Raw genomic sequence first — 19,330 nt, forward strand, 5'->3', positions numbered from 1 at the left:
GACGTAACCATTCTGTTCGATGGTCACCTCGGCGTTGCTTTTCGCGATACCACGTACTACGGGGGCAAACCCTCGCTGGCTGTCCGGCAACATATCATCGTCCGAGGCCAGCATGACACCACGCATCTGCACACTGTCAAAGATATCGCCCGCCGTTGAGGTATCCCCGAGGGTAAGTTCAGCTTTCAGCGGCACGATGGCGCGACTCAGAGATGTACCAAGATTATCCCAGTGCTGTTCACCGTCGTTGCGGGTCCAGGTACTGTAGTTACGCAAACGCCATGGCCCCAGATTCATACCGCTGCGCATGTTCAGGTAATAGTTGTCGCTGCTGTCACTCAGATCGCTGTTATGGTCGTTGTAACTGGAATGACTGCCGGAAAAGTTGTAGTCCAGCAGCAGAGCGTTGATCCCCTCATCCCAGCGTGATTCGGGTACCGTACCGCGCGCGGTTTGCTGCATAGCGGCCTGGGGGAAACGCATCACCAGCGTTTGTTCAGCAAAATCAAAATGGCTTGCCGCCTGGGGAATAATCTCTTCAAAGGCAACGCATGCTTCAGGTGGAGCCTGCTTAAGTGCCGGGAAGCTGTCGATACGCACCCCCATACCTTCAAGCTGCACCCGACTCAGGCAAGGCATCAGCGTTTCACCCAGTTTATCGTGCTGAGCCGGAGTCGCCGCTTTAAACTCCAGCGTTCTGGACTCCATCTTGCGGTCATTCACTACCACTGCCACCCGATATTTGCCAGGTACCTGCTCAGCACTTTTCGATTCAAACAGCGAGAGATCGACGTGCTGATCAATACCAGGTACCTCTTCCAGAAAACGTGGATTAAACTTTCCCGCCCATGCAGGGGACGTCCCCGCCACCATCAGCGCGAGTGCAGACAACGAGAAATGGGGAGCGTTTCTGGCAAAAAAATGTGACATCCATGGCATTGCGGCGTTCCTTAAGACAATGTTCAGTTCAGATGCTGCGTCAGCATCTCGCCTGCCGTCCCAAAGTCATTGATAATGTTATATTTAACGTCTTTTACCTGACCCACTTCTGCGGGGAGCTGGATAATCAATGAGCCTTTTGCAGGGACCATTCCCAACTTTTCAACAGCGTGCCCATCGGCATAAAGCTGATTAAACGTAAGATTGAAAGCGGAAGGATTGGTCACACTGAGTTGATGTTTTCCCACGCGAGAGAAACGCAGTGTTTCCCAGCCATCCATACTTTTGCCCTGAAGACCCGCCGGGCGATAAAAAAGCTTAAGGCGTGTACGTACCGCAATCTGCAGCACATTCTTGTCCGCTGAGCCCTCGCTTTGTGCAGGAATGGATTTTACGTTTATCCAGTAAACAGACTCGCGATCCTGGGGCAGCGCATCCGTGGTTTTCACAATACGCAGGACGTTATTTTTCGTTGGATTCAGTTTGAACAAAGGCGGCGTGATGATAAAGGGCGTTTTTTTACTGCCATTGATATCATCAATCCAGGACTGAATAAGAAATTCATCCGTCGAACTTTTATTATTCACCGTGAGCGACGCTTCTTTTTTATTCCCGTCATATATCACTCGCGTACTGCTCAACGCCACCCCAGCGGCGTAACCGGTTGACGTAATAAATGAAAGCGTTAATGTTCCGATTAATATAAACCTGCCACCTCTCATGATTCTCTCCATCGAATCATTAAAGGCAATAGAAACTATTGCCTTTTCTCTTTGTCAATTATTCGTACGTCAGATTGAAGTCAACTTCTGCATTACCATAACCCGTAGTTACAGCAGCCTTGGTGGCGACATAATTAGCGGTGTAGTACAGAACGGTTTGACCCGCCTGAAGCGTCGTTGTCGCTTTTCCTGTATTTACATCAATCAGCTTATTAGCATTGTCATAGATGCCGATACCTACGCCTGAAGCAGAGCCAGCCTCCGTGTTGACGGAGAGCAGCGAATCGTTTGTTTCATCGGCGATGCCTGAAAAACTCACGTTAACTTTGGTCTTGCTGGAGATATCACATTCTTCCAGTTTGATTTCAAATGGTCTGGAAGAAGATTTATCGCCCACTGCGGTGAATACACTCTTTTTCACCTGGCCGAGCACAACTTCCTGATTTTGTGAATCAACAGAGATGACGCAGGGTGAATCAACTATTTCACCTGTAAATTTGATCGTACCATCACCGGACGCTGCGGCAAAAACGGATGACGACATAACAGCAAGAATCGGAAAAAGCGCAATGATCTTTTTCATTAAAACTCCTTTTAAAAAATACGCCAATGGGATAAAACAAGTCAGAAAATATAATACACATACCGAACCAATAAAATAATATTAATTAAAGAATGCATTAAGTAAAATTAAAGATTCATTTTAATTATCATTAAAGTAATATTTAATTTAAATATCTAAACTCATGCAAATTAATCATCCCTGAAAATATAATCCCTATCAATACAGCCCCAAAAATACATTTGGCGAATGTCAGAATGATACGCGGTTCACAGTGTTATCGAAGAGGTTATGCGCTTTGGAGGCTGAACCGTCATAATGTCCGCAGGCTATCGATTCGTTTAGCATCAACATCATTAAGGGACATCGCCTATGCAACGTTGCGGTTGGGTAAGCCAGGATCAGCTTTATATCGACTATCACGATCGGGAATGGGGCGTGCCGGAAAGGGAGGGCAAAAAACTCTTCGAGATGATCTGCCTGGAGGGCCAGCAGGCGGGTTTGTCATGGATTACGGTACTGAAGAAACGCGAAAACTACCGCAATGCTTTTCACCAGTTCGATCCTGTCGCCGTCGCCGCCATGACCGATGACGACGTGGAACGCCTTGTACTGGATGCCGGCATTATCCGCCATCGCGGTAAGATCCAGGCCATCATTGGTAACGCACGCGCTTACCTGGCGATGGAGCAAAATGGCGAATCCTTTTCAGCGTTTGTCTGGACATTCGTGAATAACGAACCACAAATCACGCAGGCCGCCACGCTGGCGGAAATCCCCGCCTCGACGCCGGCCTCGGATGCGCTCTCGAAGGCCCTGAAAAAACGTGGCTTCAAGTTTGTCGGCTCCACTATCTGCTACGCCTTTATGCAGGCCTGTGGCCTGGTCAACGACCACGTTACCGGCTGCTTCTGTCATCCGGGAGGCCATCATGATCCGCAAATGGCAAAGTGAGAATACCGAGCCGCTTTTGAGCCTATGGCTTGAAAGCACCACAGAAGCGCATCCGTTTATTGAGGCGAGTTACTGGAAAGAAAATGAAGCCATGGTGCGGGACATTTACCTGCCTTCGGCTGAAACCTGGGTCTGGGAACAGGATGGCGAACCTTGCGGATTTATCAGCGTGATGCAGTCGCAGTTTGTCGGCGCACTGTTTGTCGCACCGGGGTATATCGGTAAAGGCATCGGGCGAGCGCTGCTGAACCACGTTCAACAGCGCTTCCCGCACTTAAGCCTGGAGGTGTATCAGAAAAATGTCCGGGCGGTGAATTTCTACCACGCGCAGGGCTTTCGTATTGAAGACAGCGCCTGGCAGGATGACACTCAGCACCCGACCTGGATCATGAGCTGGCAGGCGGATCAAACGCCGTTAAGGTAAGCTCGGGTCCCTGATATTTCTCGACCCAGGCCAGCGCCGTGTTTCCTGCACAACCATTCCCCAGCTTAGAGCTGGGGAGATCTTTGGTCAGCACGTTAACCGCCCCGTTTTTACAGATCCCCCCTTCGGTCGGCTCCAGGTCAGGCCAGGCGCCCTGGTGAATACAGAAAACGCCCGGTTTAATCCCGTCGCTCACGACCGCTCCGGCCAGCACCTGTCCGCGATGGTTCCAGACGCGCACCACGTCACCGTCGACAATTCCGCGTGCTTTTGCATCGAGGCTATTCAGCGTAATCGGCTCTCGCCCTGCAACCGCATACCGCTCACGCAGTGACGAATAGTTAAGCTGGCTGTGCAGACGATGCGCGGGGTGGGCTGACAGTACCTGCAGCTGCCCCGGCTGGGCGTTGCCGTGCCATTCGTCCGGCTCGAGCCACATAGGGTGCGGCGGGCAGTCGGCATAGCCAAAGCTGGCGATGCGCTCGCTGTAGATCACCATCTTTCCGCTCTCGGTTTTCAGCGGGTACTTTTCCGGGTCGCGTCGGAAATCGGCGAAACGGACAAACTGCGCGTTCTGTTCACTCTCCGGCATCTCCACGATCTGGTTTGCTGCCCAGAATTCAGTAAAGGGCGGTAGCGTGACGCCCTGGGCGGCCCCGCGTTGAGCGGCAATCTGATAGAAGGTTTCCAGCCATTCGAGGTCAGTTTTCCCCTCAGTGAAACGCTCCCGACCCCCCGCTTCCCACAGCTCGCTCAGTTCAGCAAATACGTCAAAGTCATCACGCGCTTCATCACGTGGCGCCACCACGCGCTTCATCGGCACCATATGCTGGTTGCTGTAGTCGCCGGTCATGGTGAGATCGTTACGCTCAAACGAGGTGGTCGCCGGCAGCACGATATCGGCGTGTTTGGCCGAGGCGGTCCAGAAGCACTCTGAGATCACCACCAGCTCCGGCTTCTGCCAGGCGCGGATCAGGCGATGGGTATCCTGATGATGGGTGAAGTTCGCCCCACCCGCCCACCAGACGAATTTAATCTCCGGGAAATGGCGGTCCTGACCGTTGTGCTGATAAAAACCGCCCGGATTTTCCAGGGCTTCAACAATACGCGCCACCGGAATTTTATCCACGGCATCCACGCCCCCCTGCACCGAGCCCTGCATGGAGGCCAGTACGGCCGCTTTACGGGTGGGGTTACCGCCGTTCGCGAAGTGATAGGAGAGACCAAAACCACCGCCCGGGGTACCGATCTGCCCGATCATCGCGGCGAGCGTCACCAGCATCCAGTGTTTTTGCTCGCCAAACTGCTGGCGCTGCATCCCCCAGCCGGACATCAGCATCGTGATGTTTTGATGGAATAACGCCGCCAGTTCGCGGAGTTTATCAGCAGGAACGCCGCAAATGTCTGCCGCCCACTCTGCCGTTTTGGCCACGCCATCCGTTTTACCCGTCAGATAGTCGGCGAATTTATCGAAGCCGGTGGTACAACGCGTCAGGAATTCGACATCGTGCCAGCCGTTTTCGACCAGCGTATGGGCGATACCTAACATCATTGCCACGTCGGTGCCCATATGCGGGGCAATCCACTCGGCGCTGTCGCCAAAGAAGTCCATGGTTTCAGAACGCATCGGGTCAATACAGATGATGCGCTTACCGCTTTTACGCAGCGCGTCAAAATAGCCAATTCCCTGTTCGTCGCTGGCATTCCAGGCAATTTTCAGCGTGTTGAGGGGGTTAGCGCTCCAGAGCACCACCACGTCGGTGTGTTCCAGCACCAGCGGCCAGCTGGTCTGTTGCTGATAAACCTCATTGCCCCCCACCACATACGGCATAATCGCCTGCGCCGCGCCGGTGGAGTAATCCCCGAGATGGCCGGTGTAGCCTCCCGCCAGGCTCATATAACGCTGCAGCAGCGTCGAGGCCTTATGCAGCACGCCGTTTGAACGCCAGCCGTAAGAGCCGGCAAAAATAGAGGCAGGGCCGTAGCTCTCGCGGATCCGCTTGTGCTGCGTGTGGATCAGCGCCAGCGCGTCATCCCAGCTCACGCGAACAAATTCGTCCTGACCCCGAATGCCCTGTGGCTTGTCCGGCGAAGCCAGAAATCCTTTACGCACCATCGGCCAGCGCACGCGCGTTTTGCTGTGCACCTGATCGCGAACGACGGTCTGTAAAGAGTTGGGATGTTGGGTTGGCAATGCCCCGCGAGACGACAGGACATTCTCGCCATCGGTTTCGACCAGCATCGGCCCCCAGTGGGCGGCGGTCAGAATGGTTTTCGTTGAGGTGCTCAAGCGTGCGCTCCTGGTTGCGTGCAGGTTTACGGCCTTCTTATTGAGGCAGTTTATGGTTTGTCACAAATTTCAGAGTTATCCCCGGAATTTTCTCCGTATCCGGACGTCATAATCAACTGCCACGCTCGCCGTGGCAAAGAATAAAAAGGATTAAGGAAAGAAGATGAAAAAACGCGTACTCGTTATTGCCGCTCTGGTGAGCGGTGCACTGGCTGTTTCTGGCTGCACAACCAACCCTTACACCGGCGAACGCGAAGCGGGTAAATCCGGTATCGGCGCGGGTATCGGCTCGCTGGTAGGCGCAGGCGTTGGGGCACTCTCCTCCTCCAAGAAGGACCGTGGCAAAGGCGCGCTGATTGGCGCAGCAGCGGGCGCGGCGCTGGGCGGCGGCGTCGGATATTACATGGACGTACAGGAAGCGAAACTGCGCGACAAAATGAAGGGAACCGGCGTGAGCGTCACCCGCAGCGGGGATAACATCATCCTGAACATGCCAAACAATGTGACCTTCGACAGCAACAGCGCCACGCTGAAACCTGCGGGTGCTAACACCCTGACCGGCGTGGCGATGGTGCTGAAAGAGTACAACAAAACCGCCGTGAACGTGATTGGCTACACCGACAGCACCGGCAGCAAGGATCTGAACATGCGTCTGTCCCAGCAGCGCGCCGATTCCGTGGCCAGCTCGCTGATTACCCAGGGTGTTGAAGCAAACCGCATTCGCACCAGCGGCATGGGCCCAGCTAACCCTATCGCCAGCAACAGCACGGCGGAAGGCAAAGCGCAGAACCGCCGCGTTGAGATTACGTTAAGCCCAATTCAGTAGGTAAAAGCAAAACGGCAACCCCGTTGCCGTTTTTAGTGTTTGCGCCCTCTCCCGTGGGAGAGGGTTGGGGTGATGGCATCAGACCGCAACCTCCGGTAAGCGCAGCGCCACCGGGCAAATTACTTGATTCGTCCGATTTTCCCGCTAAGGTATTCTCACTAAATTCAGGGAAATCAGTGATGAGCAAACCAGCCCGGGCCACCATCAGCGACGTGGCGAAAGCCGCCAGAACCGGTAAAACCAGTATTTCGCGCTATCTCAACGGCGAGAAACACCTGTTGTCTGATGCCCTGCTGGCGCGAATTGAACAGGCGATTGCCGATCTCGACTATCGTCCCAGCCTGATGGCGCGCGGACTCAAACGCGGCCGCACCCGTCTCATCGGTCTTATCATCGCCGATATCACCAATCCCTATTCCGTTAACGTGCTCAGCGGTATCGAAGCGGCCTGTCGCGAGAAGGGCTTCACGCCGCTGGTCTGTAATACCAACAACGAAGTCGACCAGGAGCTGCACTATCTCGATCTGCTGCGCAGCTATCAGGTGGAAGGAATTGTGGTTAACGCGGTGGGCATGCGGGAAGAAGGATTAAATCGCCTGCAGCAGTCCTCCCTGCCCATGGTCCTCATCGACCGTAAAATTCCCGAATTTGCCTGCGATGTGGTCGGGCTGGATAACACCCAGGCCGCCACGACCGCCACTGAACATCTGATTGAACAGGGTTTCGAGGCCATTCTGTTTCTGAGCGAACCGCTGGGCATGGTTAACACCCGTCGTGAACGCCTGGGCGCATTTCGCGCCACGCTGGAGCGTTATCCGGGTGTAATCGCCGAAAATGCCGAAACGCCGCTTCACGAAGCCGACCAGCTCGACAACACCCTGCGCCAGTTCCACACCCGCCATCGCGGGATGCGCAAAGCCGTGATCTCCGCCAACGGGGCGCTGACGCTTCAGGTCGCCCGTTCGCTCAAGCGCATTGGCCTGCACTGGGGCAGCGACATTGGTCTGCTGGGGTTTGATGAACTGGAGTGGGCGGAGCTGGCCGGTGTCGGCATCACCACCCTCAAACAACCCACCTGGCAAATTGGCTATGCTGCTGTAGAACAAGTGGTTCGTCGTATCGAAGGTATCAGCGATGCGGTTCGCGAGCAGGTGTTCTCCGGTGAACTGATTGTTCGCGGCTCCACCGCGCGTTAATTTCCCCTTGTGATGTCGATCATAAATTCAACATCCTGACCTTTTCTTTGGAACCGGTTCCATCTAGCGTAATAGTATTGATATGTTGCGATGGAGTCCGACGATGGACAGGAAAATAATGGTGGTCACCGCCGCGTACGGTGCGGAACAGGTGCGACAGGCGGGCGGTCAGCGGGCAATGCTTCCCGTTATTGCTGGCGCGGGCGCAGACGGCGTGGAGATCCGCCGGGAACTGTTCAACAGCGAAGAGCTGCTGGCGCTGCCTGCGCTGGGGGAATCCATTGAGCTACTGGGCCTGCTGGCGTGCTACTCCGCACCCGCCGCCCTGTTTATGCCCGACGGCACGCTAAACCCGGATCTGCCCCGCTATCTTTCAGAGGCCAATACCCTGAACGCGCTGTGGCTCAAGGTTTCCCTCGGCCATTTCAGCGACACGCACGCTCTCGACGCCCTACGTGCGCTGCTGAACACAAGCGGCATGGCGCTGGTCGTGGAAAACGATCAGACCGACTGCGGCCAGTTGGCGCCTATGCAGCGTTTCCAGGCCGCCTGTCGGGACATGGCGCTCCCCGTCACCCTGACCTTCGACATGGGTAATTGGCTGTGGGTCGGCGATTCGCCCGAAGAAGCAGCCCGCCACCTGGCCCCTGCCGTAAGCTATATCCACGTGAAAGCCGCCGTGCCGCATAAGGATAACTTCCGCGCTGTCGCACCGGACCACGCCGATGCGCGCTGGCTGGATCTGCTCAGCCAGCTGCCCGCCGATGCCCCGCGCGGTATCGAGTTCCCGCTGGAAGGGACGGATTTAACCGCCGTGACCCGCCATTACGTCAACCTGCTACGCGAGGAGTAAACCATGCACAAGACGCTGGATGTCATCACCATCGGCGAGGCCATGGCGATGTTTGTCGCCACCGAAACAGGCGAACTGAGCGCGGTGGAGCGCTTTATGAAACGCGTGGCAGGCGCAGAGCTGAACGTCGCGACCGGGCTGGCGCGTCTCGGCCTGAACGTCGGCTGGGTCAGCCGTGTGGGGGATGACAGCTTTGGTCATTTCGTTCTCGACTCACTGAAAAAAGAGGGTATTGATGCCGCAGGCGTCACCCTCGACGGACGCTTCCCCACCGGTTTTCAGCTTAAATCTAAGGTCGAAAATGGAACCGATCCCATCGTGGAATATTTCCGTAAAGGATCGGCCGCAAGCCATCTCTCCGTGGCGGATTACCACGCCGACTATTTTGCTGGCGCACGTCACCTGCACCTGAGCGGCGTCGCCGCGGCACTTTCTGCCAGCTCGTATGAACTGCTCGATCATGCCGCGACCACCATGAAAGCCCAGGGGAAGACCATCTCATTCGATCCCAACCTGCGCCCGGTGCTGTGGAAAAGCGAGGCAGAAATGGTTGAGAAGCTCAACCGTCTGGCGTTCCGGGCGGACTGGGTTCTGCCAGGCCTGAAAGAAGGGATGATTCTGACCGGCAAAAGTACGCCGGAAGGTATTGCCGACTTCTACCTTAATAAGGGGGTAAAAGCGGTGGTGTTGAAAACCGGTGCCGATGGCGCATGGTTTAAAACCGCCGAGGGCGAACAGGGCGCAGTCGCTGCGGTGAAAGTTGAGAACGTCGTCGACACCGTCGGCGCGGGCGATGGTTTTGCCGTAGGCGTCATTAGCGCCCTGCTGGAAGGCAAAACGCTGCAACAGGCCGTCGCGCGGGGCAACAAAATTGGCTCGCTGGCCATTCAGGTACAGGGCGATAGCGAAGGATTACCAACACGAGTACAGCTTAACGAATAAACATTCCCCCCTCACCCTAACCCTCTCCCCTCTGGGGAGCGGCCGGGGTGAGGGGGCATACATCGCACTCAACAAAACAAACCACCGTGTACCCTACAGACAACGGCGGTAACCACCTCAACAACAGAGGCAAGCCTATGAACAGTTCGACCAATGCAGTAAAACGCTGGTGGTACATCATGCCAATCGTGTTCATCACGTACAGCCTGGCGTACCTTGATCGTGCCAACTTCAGTTTCGCGTCCGCGGCAGGGATCACCGAAGACCTTGGGATCACCAAAGGGATCTCCTCCCTGCTGGGTGCCCTTTTCTTCCTCGGCTACTTCTTCTTCCAGATCCCTGGCGCGATCTATGCGGAACGGCGCAGCGTGCGTAAGCTGATCTTCATCTGTCTGATCCTGTGGGGCGCCTGCGCGTCTCTCACCGGCATGGTGAACAATATTCCTGCCCTGGCCGCTATTCGCTTTATCCTCGGCGTGGTTGAGGCGGCGGTAATGCCGGCGATGCTGATCTACATCAGTAACTGGTTTACCAAATCCGAACGTTCACGCGCCAATACCTTCCTGATCCTCGGTAACCCGGTCACGGTGCTGTGGATGTCGGCCGTCTCAGGCTACCTGATCCAGTCCTTTGGCTGGCGCGAGATGTTTATCATCGAAGGGGTGCCGGCGATTATCTGGGCCTTCTGCTGGTGGGTGCTGGTGAAAGATAAACCTGCCCAGGCGAAATGGCTCTCCGAAGATGAGAAAGCGGCGCTGCAGGCACAGCTGGATAAAGAGCAGCAAGGACTGAAGGCGGTGCGTAACTATGGCGAAGCCTTCCGCTCTCGCAACGTGATCCTGCTGTGCGCGCAGTACTTTACCTGGAGTATTGGGGTGTACGGCTTTGTGCTGTGGCTGCCGTCCATTATCCGCAGCGGCGGTGAAAACCTCGGTATGGTCGAGGTAGGCTGGCTGTCATCCGTGCCGTATCTGGCGGCGACGATCGCGATGATCATCGTCTCCTGGGCGTCGGACAAGCTGCAAAACCGTAAGCTGTTTGTCTGGCCGCTGCTGCTGATCGCTGCCTTTGCCTTCATTGGCTCCTGGGCCGTGGGCGCAAACCACTTCTGGGTCTCTTATACGCTGCTGGTGATTGCCGGTGCAGCCATGTACGCCCCGTATGGCCCGTTCTTTGCCATCATCCCGGAGATGCTGCCACGTAACGTCGCAGGTGGCGCGATGGCGCTGATCAACAGTATGGGTGCGCTGGGCTCGTTCTGCGGCTCCTGGTTCGTCGGTTACCTGAACGGTGCCACCGGCAGCCCGGCTGCGTCGTACATCTTTATGGGGGTGGCGCTTTTCGCCTCCGTATGGCTTACTCTGATTGTTAAGCCTGCTAATAATCAACAACACCCTGTCGGCGCTCGCCACGCCTGAAACCTTAAAACACAACGGAGATTAGCATGAAGCCGTCCGTCATTTTGTATAAAGCCCTGCCGGAAGATCTGCAGAAACGCCTTGAAGAGCACTTCACCGTCACGCAGGTGAAGAACCTGAGCCCGGAGACCGTGGCACTGCACGCCGAGGCGTTCGCCCGCGCTGAAGGCCTGCTGGGTTCAAGCGAAAAAGTGGATGTCGCCCTGCTGGAGAAAATGCCGAAGCTTCGTGCTACCTCAACCGTGTCCGTGGGTTACGATAACTTCGACGTGGAGGCCCTTAATGCCCGCAGGATCCTGCTGATGCATACACCGCATGCCCTGACGGAAACCGTGGCCGACACGCTAATGGCGTTGATGCTCACGACGGCCCGTCGCGTGGTGGAAGTGGCTGAGCGCGTCAAAGCGGGCGAGTGGACAAAAAGCATAGGTCCGGACTGGTTCGGCGTGGATGTGCACGGCAAAACGCTGGGTATTGTGGGCATGGGGCGTATCGGACTGGCGCTGGCGCAGCGCGCGCATTTTGGGTTTAACATGCCGATTCTGTACAACGCGCGTCGCCACCACAGTGAAGCTGAAGAACGTTTTAACGCCCGCTACTGCGAGCTGGATACGCTGCTGCAGGAAGCGGATTTTGTCTGCCTGGTCCTGCCGTTGACTGACGAAACCCGTCATCTGATTGGCAAAGCGGCGTTCGAAAAGATGAAGACGTCCGCCATTTTCATCAACGCGGGTCGCGGCCCGGTAGTGGATGAGAAGGCGCTGATTGAAGCCCTGCAAAACGGTGAGATCCATGCTGCCGGTCTGGACGTGTTTGAGCAGGAGCCGCTGCCGGTGGATTCTCCGCTGCTGACGCTACCCAACGTGGTCGCCCTGCCCCATATCGGCTCCGCCACCCATGAGACGCGCTACAATATGGCGGCCACGGCGGTAGATAACCTTATCGCCGCCCTCAGTGGCAGGGTGGAGATAAACTGCGTGAATCCGCAGGTACAACGGTAGAAACGAAAAAACCCGCCAGAAGGCGGGTTTTTAAATTCTTTGCTACTGGGTTGGAAGCTTACAGGCTTACAACGTTACCAGCTGCTGGGCCTTTAGCGCCGCTTTCAATGGTGAAGGACACTTTCTGACCTTCGTCCAGAGATTTGTAGCCATCGTTCTGGATAGCAGAGAAGTGTACGAACACGTCTTTAGAGCCATCGTCAGGAGTGATGAAGCCGAAACCTTTATCAGCGTTGAACCATTTTACCAGACCAGTCATTTTAGCAGACATAGAATTACCTTAATTAACAAATATATTGTGCCTTCCGGCTTGATGGATTGCGTTACAGATTTTTAAGCGATGAAGGAAGGGTCACTACGAAGGGTATCTATGGATAACAATCTGGACTGCTTTACTAAACTGCTTTAGGTCTGTGTAACAAACCGACGCGAACAGTTATACCGATGTGGGGGAGGAATGACAAGCGTTATTTTCGGAATGTATAAAAAAACCCCGCCGGAAGCGGGGTTTTTTCAGTTTATTCTGTGGCCGCGACGGCTGCGCTCCAGGCCTGGCTAAAGGCCTGATGCTGGGAGGCCAGCGGTCCAATCAGCGTATTGTACTGACTTGCCTGCTGCGAGGTCGGGAACTGAATGCCATTGGCGACAAAGCTTACCTGAGTCTCCTGCTGGGCGATAAAGTCACCCACCTGAACCAGCTGCTGCGTGAAAATTTGCGCGGCCGGAATCAGCGGTTGCAGCGCTTCAGACGGTTTGGTCACCACTTTCTCATACACTTTGTCGAAGACAGGTTTGAGATCGTCGCCCTGCTTCAGCGCAGAACGTGACGCATCAGCCTGCATTTTCGCATTCTGCAACTGCTGACTCAGCACGCCAAGCGCACCGTTGGACTGACGTAACGGTTCGCGCTGCGTCATATAATCCTGTGGAACGCGGATGGCGTTCACGCTATCCACCACGGGACGGATCCCGGAATCCATCGCCTGGCTCACCTGCTGTGAATAACCATAAAGAATGGCGTAATCGGACACGAAGGGGCCAAACTGTTTTTTCTGATCCGCAGTCAGCGTCGGTAACCGCTCGCCGCTGCGCATCACTGTATTCTGCAGAAAATCGATAAACGCTTTGCGCTGATCGCCTTCTTTATCAAAACACCCACTCAGGCTAACAACCATCAACAACGCCGCAATAGGCGCAAACCAGCGAGAGCAGGACTTTCCTGTCGCCATTTTATTACTCCTTTCACCCAAAAAAGCGCACACCGGCACACGCGTGCCCAACGCTGACAAGGATAGTCCAGGTCAGCCTTGCAAGATACTCTTTTCATGCAAAACGGCTATTGCCAATTTATTTCTTACCATTTACAAAAAAATACCTGGCGAGGCCGACATATGACTAATCAGGTAATTAGCATAAATATCCATATCGCTGAATCGGGTACAGCATTCGTTACCGCACGATTAATCACAGCCGTGACGATCCTGGGTCTGGATTAGGGACTATTCTTAATTGGCTCTCTGATGTTCTTGATCACGATGTGAGATTTAAGAGGAGTCCTCAATGGAATATAAAGATCCTGAGTTTGAGCTGCTGAGCAGTCTGGAACAGATCATTTTTAAAGATGTACCGCAGACGATTACCCTGCAACAAAAATCCAATCCCTTTACAGAATATGAGCAATTGCGCAAAGGGACAGGACTGAAAACCGAAGAATTCGCCAGAGCGATGGGTGTCAGCGTGGCTATGGTGCAGGAGTGGGAGTCGAAACGTGAGAAACCCACCCCAACCGAGTTAAAGCTGATGCGCCTGATTCAGGCCAACCCTGCACTCAGCAAACAGATAGCGTAGTGACGTTTGAATGCCCCCGCCTTTGCGGGGGCTTGTGTTTTAAAGGCTTTCACAACGCCATCCCGCCTGTTCCCACACCCATTCATGCGTTAACGTTAAGCCTCTTAAAAAAGCCTCATCGTGTGATACCACCAGCAGTGCCCCGGGGAAACCGGCCAGCGCCGCTTCAATCGCCTGTACCGAAGCCAGATCAAGATGATTGGTTGGTTCATCCAGCAGCAGAAGCTGCGTGGCTTCAGCGCGCCAAAGCACGCAGGCGAGCGCAGCCTTAAGACGCTCGCCACCGCTGAGTTCCGCCAGCGGGAGCGTGACTTTGTCGGCACCCAGCTGCAGCTGCGCTAAACGGGTTCGCAATACCCCCTCTTCCAGGGGCGTATGGCTCAAATTGAGATGCGTCATGACCGATTGTGAAAGATCGAGCTGTGACAAATGCTGATCGAGATAGGCGCAGCTGACGGAAACCTTACAGACACCTGAACGTGGGGCGATCTCACCGAGGATAGTTTTTAACAGCGTCGATTTTCCGCAGCCGTTTGGCCCCTTTAACGCCACGCGCATCGGTCCGTCCATGCGCAAGGTGATGGGTGCAACGGGCACATGCGGCAATACCAGATCCTCCAGCACCAGCACCTGTTTGCCTTCCGGGATCTGACTTCCCGGCAGGGTAAACATCACCGGGTTATCTTCTTCAACCCTTTCACGCGCCTTGTTAACTGCAGCATTCAGCGCCTCGTTTTGCTCGTTGTGCTGCTTCTTCCAGCTGCCAATTCGTTCCTTTGCCGCGCCTTTGTATTTGACTCGCTCAAACGAGGCGATATTCAGGGTATCAACGGTGCGTAACGTCTTTGCCGACCGCCGCTGGCTGTCGTCATGCTCTTTTTGCATGCGCGCCCGGGTGCGTTTGCGCTCGGTCGCTGCATGTTCCAGCGCCGCACGGGCAGCCTGTTGCTCAGCATCGCGCTGGGTTTGATAATCCGCATAATTCCCGCCGTAGCTGCGCAGGCCTGAAGGGCTCAGTTCCAGAATACGCGGCACCTGCTCCAGAAGTTCCCGGTCATGGGAGGCCACCAGCACGCCGCCCTGATACCGCCTAAGCTGGTCGTAAAACCATGCCCGGCCTTGTCGATCCAAATGGTTAGTGGGTTCGTCCAGCAGAAGAAAGTCCGCGTCCGCCGTAAATGCCCCGCACAGCAGGGCGCGAATGCGCTCGCCGCCGCTGAGTTCACCGGCGGGCTTATCCGGATCAAAGGCAGGCAGTTGCGCATGGATAAATGCCTCACACAGACGCTCGGCTAAATCCCAGTGGCCGTCGAGTATGTCCAGATCGTCAGGCTGGTAATCGCCGCTATCAACGCGTTTACGCGCCGCAAACATCGCGCCGTAACCGAGCAGTTCCGCCAGTGTCGTCTGCGGAGAAATAGCCTGCTGCTGCGCCACATAGAAGTGCGAGCCAAAGCGTTCAATATGACCGCTGGCCGGTTCATCCCGCCCCGCCAGCATGCGCAGCAGACGCGTTTTCCCGCTACCGTTGCGGCCAACCAGCGCGCACAGGGAGGGCTCGAGCGTGAGATTCAGCGGACCAAAAAGGATATCGCCCGTCGCAAACTGACAGGAGACCTGATGCAAAATAAAAGAAGGGGACTGCGCAAAATGAGCCATAAGCACTCCTGAATGAAATCAAAACATCCCCTGCTGACGCGGTGGCGTTTAGCAAGGATCGAAATTCATCAGTCGTGTTTGTTCATTTTTGGGGGGCGCTCCAGAGCGGGAAAGTTAACGCGGATAAGGATAGCGGTAATGTGTTGACCATTTCAAGGTTAAATTTTCATCAGCGCACCATAAAAAAACCCGCCGAAGCGGGTTTTTAGCCTTTATAACAACGGGCACATTACTGCAGCAGCGAAATATCCGCCACGCGCAGGAACAGCTCACGCAGTTTTTCGAGCATAGAGAGACGGTTAATACGCAGCTCTTTGTCTTCTACGTTCACCATCACTTTCTCGAAGAAGGCGTCGATAACGTCACGCAGCTCCGCCAGCTCCACCAGCGCTTCCTGGTAACGGCCTTCCGCGAAGAACGGCTCGAGCTTGTCGCGCAGCACCACAACCTGCATCGCCAGGGCGATCTCTTCCGGCTCTTTCAGCGTCGCGGCGTTTACGCGCTCGTTCAGCGTTTCGTCAGATTTCGCCAGAATGTTGGAGACACGCTTGTTGGCCGCAGCCAGGGCAGATGCCGCTTCCAGCGTACGGAAGTGGGAAACCGCCTTCATACGCGCATCGAAATCTGCCGGACGGGTAGGACGACGCGCCAGTACCGCCTGAATGGTGTCAACGGTGTAACCTTCGTCCTGATACCACGCGCGGAAGCGACCGAGCATAAAGTCGATCACATCATCCACCACGTTGGCGTTGGTCAGCTTGTCACCGTACAGACGCACCGCTTCTTCGGTCAGGGTCTGCAGATCCAGGTTCAGGTTCTTCTCAACGATGATACGCAGCACGCCGAGCGCAGCACGACGCAGCGCAAACGGATCTTTGTCGCCTTTTGGATGCTGACCGATACCGAAGATACCTGCCAGGGTGTCCATCTTATCGGCAATCGCCACGGCGCAGGCAACCGGGTTAGACGGCAGCTCGTCACCCGCAAAGCGCGGCTGATACTGCTCGTTCAGGGCAACCGCCACGTCTTCCGCTTCGCCATCGTGACGCGCGTAGTGCATCCCCATCACACCCTGGGTGTCGGTAAATTCGAACACCATGTTGGTCATCAGGTCGCACTTGGACAGCAGGCCCGCACGGGTGGCGTGGTTGACGTCAGCGCCGATTTCACGGGCGATCCAGCCGGACAGCTCCGCAATACGATCGGTCTTGTCGCGCAGCGTACCCAGCTGCTGCTGGAACAGTACGGTCTGCAGACGCGGAAGATGATCTTCCAGACGTTTTTTACGGTCGGTGTTGAAGAAGAACTCGGCATCCGCCAGACGCGGGCGCACCACCTTCTCGTTACCGGAGATAATCTGGCTCGGATCTTTCGATTCGATGTTCGCGACAAAGATGAAGTTTGGCAGCAGCTTGCCGTCGTTGGCGTAGACAGGGAAGTACTTCTGGTCACCCTTCATGGTGTACACCAGCGCTTCAGCCGGAACGGCCAGGAACTTCTCTTCGAACTTCGCGGTCAGCACAACCGGCCACTCCACGAGCGAGGTCACTTCTTCCAGCAGGCTGTCGCTCAGATCGGCTTTACCGCCAATCTTACGCGCCGCCTCTTCTGCATCGGCTTTGATTTTGGCTTTACGCTGTTCGTAGTCAGCAATGACCTTACCGCGCTCCAGCAGGATTTGCGGATACTGATCGGCATTGTCGATGGTGAACTCAGGCTCGCCCATGAAGCGGTGACCGCGGATCACGCGATCGGACGCCACGCCCAGAATGGTGGCCGGAATCACGGTATCGCCCAGCAGCAGGGTCACGGTGTGAACCGGACGCACGAAGTGCACGTCGGACGCGCCCCAGCGCATCAGCTTAGGAATCGGCAGCTTAGCCAGCGAGCTCGCAATCATGTCCGGCAGCAGCGCTTCAGCGCTTTCACCTTTTACGTGAGCGCGATACAGCAGCCACTCGCCTTTGTCGGTGGTCAGACGCTCTGCCTGGTCAACGGTAATACCGCAACCTCGCGCCCAGCCTTCCGCCGCTTTGCTTGGCTTGCCTTCGGCATCGAACGCCTGGGCAATGGCCGGGCCACGTTTTTCCACTTCACGATCCGGCTGAGACGCCGCCAGGTTAGCCACTTTCAGCGCCAGACGACGCGGTGCAGCAAACCATTCAATTTTACCGTGCGCCAGGCCAGCGTTATCCAGCTCGGCAGTCACGTTCGCAGCAAAAGATTCAGCCAGGCTGCGCAGGGCTTTTGGTGGCAGCTCTTCGGTGCCGATTTCCACCAGGAAAGTTTTCTCAGACATGGCCGCCTCTTATTTGTTTCGGTTGCACATCGGGAAGCCAAGGGCTTCACGGGACGCATAGTAAGCTTCTGCAACGGCTTTGGTCAGGGTACGAATACGCAGAATGTAGCGCTGACGTTCAGTCACAGAGATCGCTTTGCGGGCGTCCAGCAGGTTGAAGCTGTGGGCGGCCTTAAGAATACGCTCATAAGCAGGCAGCGGCAGCGGAGTCTCCAGCGCCAGCAGCTGCTGCGCTTCTTTCTCGTACTGCTCGAAGCAGGTGAACAGGAAGTCCACGTCCGCGTATTCGAAGTTATAGGTGGATTGCTCCACTTCGTTCTGATGGAACACGTCGCCGTAGGTGGTTTTACCCAGCGGGCCGTCGCTCCAGACCAGGTCGTAAACGCTGTCTACGCCCTGAATATACATAGCCAGACGTTCCAGACCGTAGGTGATTTCACCCGTGATCGGTTTACATTCCAGACCGCCAACCTGCTGGAAGTAGGTAAACTGGGTCACTTCCATGCCGTTCAGCCACACTTCCCAACCCAGCCCCCAGGCACCCAGCGTTGGGTTTTCCCAGTTATCTTCCACGAAACGGATATCGTGAATGGTGGGATCCATACCCAGCTCTTTCAGTGACCCGAGATACAGTTCCTGAATATTGTCTGGTGATGGCTTAATCACCACCTGGAACTGATAGTAATGCTGCAGACGGTTCGGGTTCTCACCGTAACGACCATCGGTCGGACGGCGGGAAGGCTGCACATAAGCGGTCGCCATTGGCTCTGGCCCCAACGCGCGTAAGCTGGTCATCGGGTGTGAAGTGCCGGCGCCGACTTCCATGTCCAAAGGTTGAACAATGGTACAGCCCTGACGAGCCCAGTAATCCTGTAAGGTCAGGATCAGGCCCTGGAAGGTCTTGGTATCAAACTTTTGCATAGTATTTCGTGCTGGATACGTGTGGTTTTAAATGGAAGGGACCAGTATACCCGCTGGCTGCAAGATATACAGTACGAAACGGAGTTGTTTAGGGAAAATTGGGAAATAAGCATTCAGGCCAGAACGCCGCGGGCGTCTGGCTGTTGATTATCCGAGCAGGCTAGCGCATGGAGAGGTGTAAAAACTGACCGTCCGAATCAAACGAGCAGACAAAGCCCTCTTTACGGGAGGTATGGCCCCGCAGCTCATAGCTTCCCTGAAAGCGCTCAAACCCGGTGACATCAATTTTCTGCACCTCCGAGTTATAACGTCGGGCAGCCTGATCTTTACAGAGCGCTTCCATATTCAGTGAACGTTCCGGGCTCATTTTACCCTGCTGTGCTTTTTGCACTGGCGCTTCTTGCGGGGCACTGCATCCTGCCAGAATGCCCAGCAGAAAGAGTCACGCCACACGCTTCATCATCATTTTTATTACC

The 19,330-nt window shown here is 55.4% G+C and carries 19 protein-coding genes; 9 read left to right on the plus strand and 10 right to left on the minus strand.

Annotation, left to right across the window (positions count from 1 at the left end; translation table 11 throughout):
- The 3 genes from LDK53_RS11605 to lpfA form a co-directional block, all read right to left on the minus strand.
- On the minus strand, window positions 1–939 hold a 939-nt coding region (locus LDK53_RS11605), incomplete at its 3' end, for a fimbria/pilus outer membrane usher protein (RefSeq protein WP_225287251.1).
- A 23-nt stretch (window positions 940–962) separates the two neighbouring features.
- The gene (lpfB, locus tag LDK53_RS11610) at window positions 963–1,661 is read right to left on the minus strand and encodes a long polar fimbrial biogenesis chaperone LpfB (protein ID WP_412174827.1); all 699 of its coding nucleotides are present in this window, start codon (window positions 1,659–1,661) and stop codon (window positions 963–965) included.
- 58 nt (window positions 1,662–1,719) lie between these two features.
- Window positions 1,720–2,244, minus strand: coding sequence for a long polar fimbrial major subunit LpfA (lpfA, locus tag LDK53_RS11615; RefSeq protein ID WP_225287253.1), 525 nt, complete (start codon window positions 2,242–2,244; stop codon window positions 1,720–1,722).
- Between the two features lie 351 nt (window positions 2,245–2,595).
- Here lpfA and tag point away from each other — a divergent pair, with 351 nt between their 5' ends.
- Window positions 2,596–3,177, plus strand: a complete 582-nt coding sequence (gene tag, locus LDK53_RS11620) for a DNA-3-methyladenine glycosylase I (protein ID WP_225287254.1) — start codon at window positions 2,596–2,598, stop codon at window positions 3,175–3,177.
- On the plus strand, window positions 3,155–3,601 hold the full coding sequence (locus tag LDK53_RS11625; RefSeq protein WP_225287255.1) for an N-acetyltransferase: 447 nt from the start codon (window positions 3,155–3,157) through the stop codon (window positions 3,599–3,601). The genes tag and LDK53_RS11625 overlap by 23 nt, the downstream gene beginning before the upstream one ends.
- Here the strand turns inward: LDK53_RS11625 and LDK53_RS11630 are convergent.
- Window positions 3,564–5,843, minus strand: a complete 2,280-nt coding sequence (locus tag LDK53_RS11630) for a molybdopterin guanine dinucleotide-containing S/N-oxide reductase (RefSeq protein ID WP_263643471.1) — start codon at window positions 5,841–5,843, stop codon at window positions 3,564–3,566. The genes LDK53_RS11625 and LDK53_RS11630 overlap by 38 nt on opposite strands.
- 211 nt (window positions 5,844–6,054) lie before the next feature.
- Between LDK53_RS11630 and LDK53_RS11635 the strand changes: the two genes are divergently transcribed.
- The 6 genes from LDK53_RS11635 to ghrB all read left to right on the plus strand — a co-directional run bounded on the left by LDK53_RS11635 (window position 6,055) and on the right by ghrB (window position 12,127).
- Complete coding sequence (locus LDK53_RS11635) at window positions 6,055–6,717, plus strand: OmpA family lipoprotein (protein WP_021242473.1); 663 nt, start codon at window positions 6,055–6,057, stop codon at window positions 6,715–6,717.
- Window positions 6,718–6,896: 179 nt separating this feature from the next.
- Window positions 6,897–7,913 carry a LacI family DNA-binding transcriptional regulator gene (locus LDK53_RS11640; protein ID WP_021242472.1) on the plus strand — a complete coding sequence of 339 codons (1,017 nt, stop codon included), beginning with the start codon at window positions 6,897–6,899 and terminating at the stop codon, window positions 7,911–7,913.
- Between the two features lie 103 nt (window positions 7,914–8,016).
- Window positions 8,017–8,766 (plus strand): sugar phosphate isomerase/epimerase family protein, encoded by a 750-nt coding sequence (locus LDK53_RS11645; protein WP_025759178.1) that lies wholly within the window; start codon window positions 8,017–8,019, stop codon window positions 8,764–8,766.
- Between the two features lie 3 nt (window positions 8,767–8,769).
- On the plus strand, window positions 8,770–9,708 hold the full coding sequence (locus LDK53_RS11650) for a sugar kinase (protein ID WP_225287257.1): 939 nt from the start codon (window positions 8,770–8,772) through the stop codon (window positions 9,706–9,708).
- A gap of 137 nt (window positions 9,709–9,845) precedes the next feature.
- Window positions 9,846–11,126 carry an MFS transporter gene (locus LDK53_RS11655; protein WP_225287258.1) on the plus strand — a complete coding sequence of 427 codons (1,281 nt, stop codon included), beginning with the start codon at window positions 9,846–9,848 and terminating at the stop codon, window positions 11,124–11,126.
- A gap of 26 nt (window positions 11,127–11,152) precedes the next feature.
- The gene (gene ghrB / locus LDK53_RS11660; protein ID WP_225287259.1) at window positions 11,153–12,127 is read left to right on the plus strand and encodes a glyoxylate/hydroxypyruvate reductase GhrB; all 975 of its coding nucleotides are present in this window, start codon (window positions 11,153–11,155) and stop codon (window positions 12,125–12,127) included.
- Window positions 12,128–12,185: 58 nt separating this feature from the next.
- On the opposite strand, the gene cspA is transcribed toward ghrB, so the two are convergent.
- Together cspA and LDK53_RS11670 are read right to left on the minus strand one after the other, a co-directional pair.
- Window positions 12,186–12,398 (minus strand): RNA chaperone/antiterminator CspA, encoded by a 213-nt coding sequence (gene cspA / locus LDK53_RS11665; RefSeq protein WP_003860775.1) that lies wholly within the window; start codon window positions 12,396–12,398, stop codon window positions 12,186–12,188.
- A gap of 247 nt (window positions 12,399–12,645) precedes the next feature.
- On the minus strand, window positions 12,646–13,356 hold the full coding sequence (locus LDK53_RS11670; RefSeq protein ID WP_025759171.1) for a DUF3053 domain-containing protein: 711 nt from the start codon (window positions 13,354–13,356) through the stop codon (window positions 12,646–12,648).
- 331 nt (window positions 13,357–13,687) lie between these two features.
- Here LDK53_RS11670 and LDK53_RS11675 point away from each other — a divergent pair, with 331 nt between their 5' ends.
- Window positions 13,688–13,975 carry an HTH-type transcriptional regulator gene (locus tag LDK53_RS11675; RefSeq protein WP_025759170.1) on the plus strand — a complete coding sequence of 96 codons (288 nt, stop codon included), beginning with the start codon at window positions 13,688–13,690 and terminating at the stop codon, window positions 13,973–13,975.
- 39 nt (window positions 13,976–14,014) lie between these two features.
- On the opposite strand, the gene LDK53_RS11680 is transcribed toward LDK53_RS11675, so the two are convergent.
- The 4 genes from LDK53_RS11680 to LDK53_RS11695 form a co-directional block, all read right to left on the minus strand.
- Window positions 14,015–15,634, minus strand: coding sequence for an ABC-F family ATP-binding cassette domain-containing protein (locus LDK53_RS11680; RefSeq protein WP_225287260.1), 1,620 nt, complete (start codon window positions 15,632–15,634; stop codon window positions 14,015–14,017).
- Window positions 15,635–15,863: 229 nt separating this feature from the next.
- On the minus strand, window positions 15,864–17,933 hold the full coding sequence (glyS, locus tag LDK53_RS11685; protein WP_225287261.1) for a glycine--tRNA ligase subunit beta: 2,070 nt from the start codon (window positions 17,931–17,933) through the stop codon (window positions 15,864–15,866).
- A gap of 9 nt (window positions 17,934–17,942) precedes the next feature.
- Window positions 17,943–18,854: a glycine--tRNA ligase subunit alpha gene (gene glyQ / locus LDK53_RS11690; RefSeq protein ID WP_003860141.1), complete on the minus strand. Its 912-nt coding sequence runs from the start codon at window positions 18,852–18,854 to the stop codon at window positions 17,943–17,945.
- A gap of 160 nt (window positions 18,855–19,014) precedes the next feature.
- Window positions 19,015–19,290: a YsaB family lipoprotein gene (locus LDK53_RS11695; RefSeq protein ID WP_225287267.1), complete on the minus strand. Its 276-nt coding sequence runs from the start codon at window positions 19,288–19,290 to the stop codon at window positions 19,015–19,017.
- Window positions 19,291–19,330: the final 40 nt, after the last annotated feature.

The organism is Enterobacter sp. K16B (assembly GCF_020216105.1).
GTDB classification, from domain to species: Bacteria; Pseudomonadota; Gammaproteobacteria; order Enterobacterales; family Enterobacteriaceae; genus Enterobacter; species Enterobacter sichuanensis.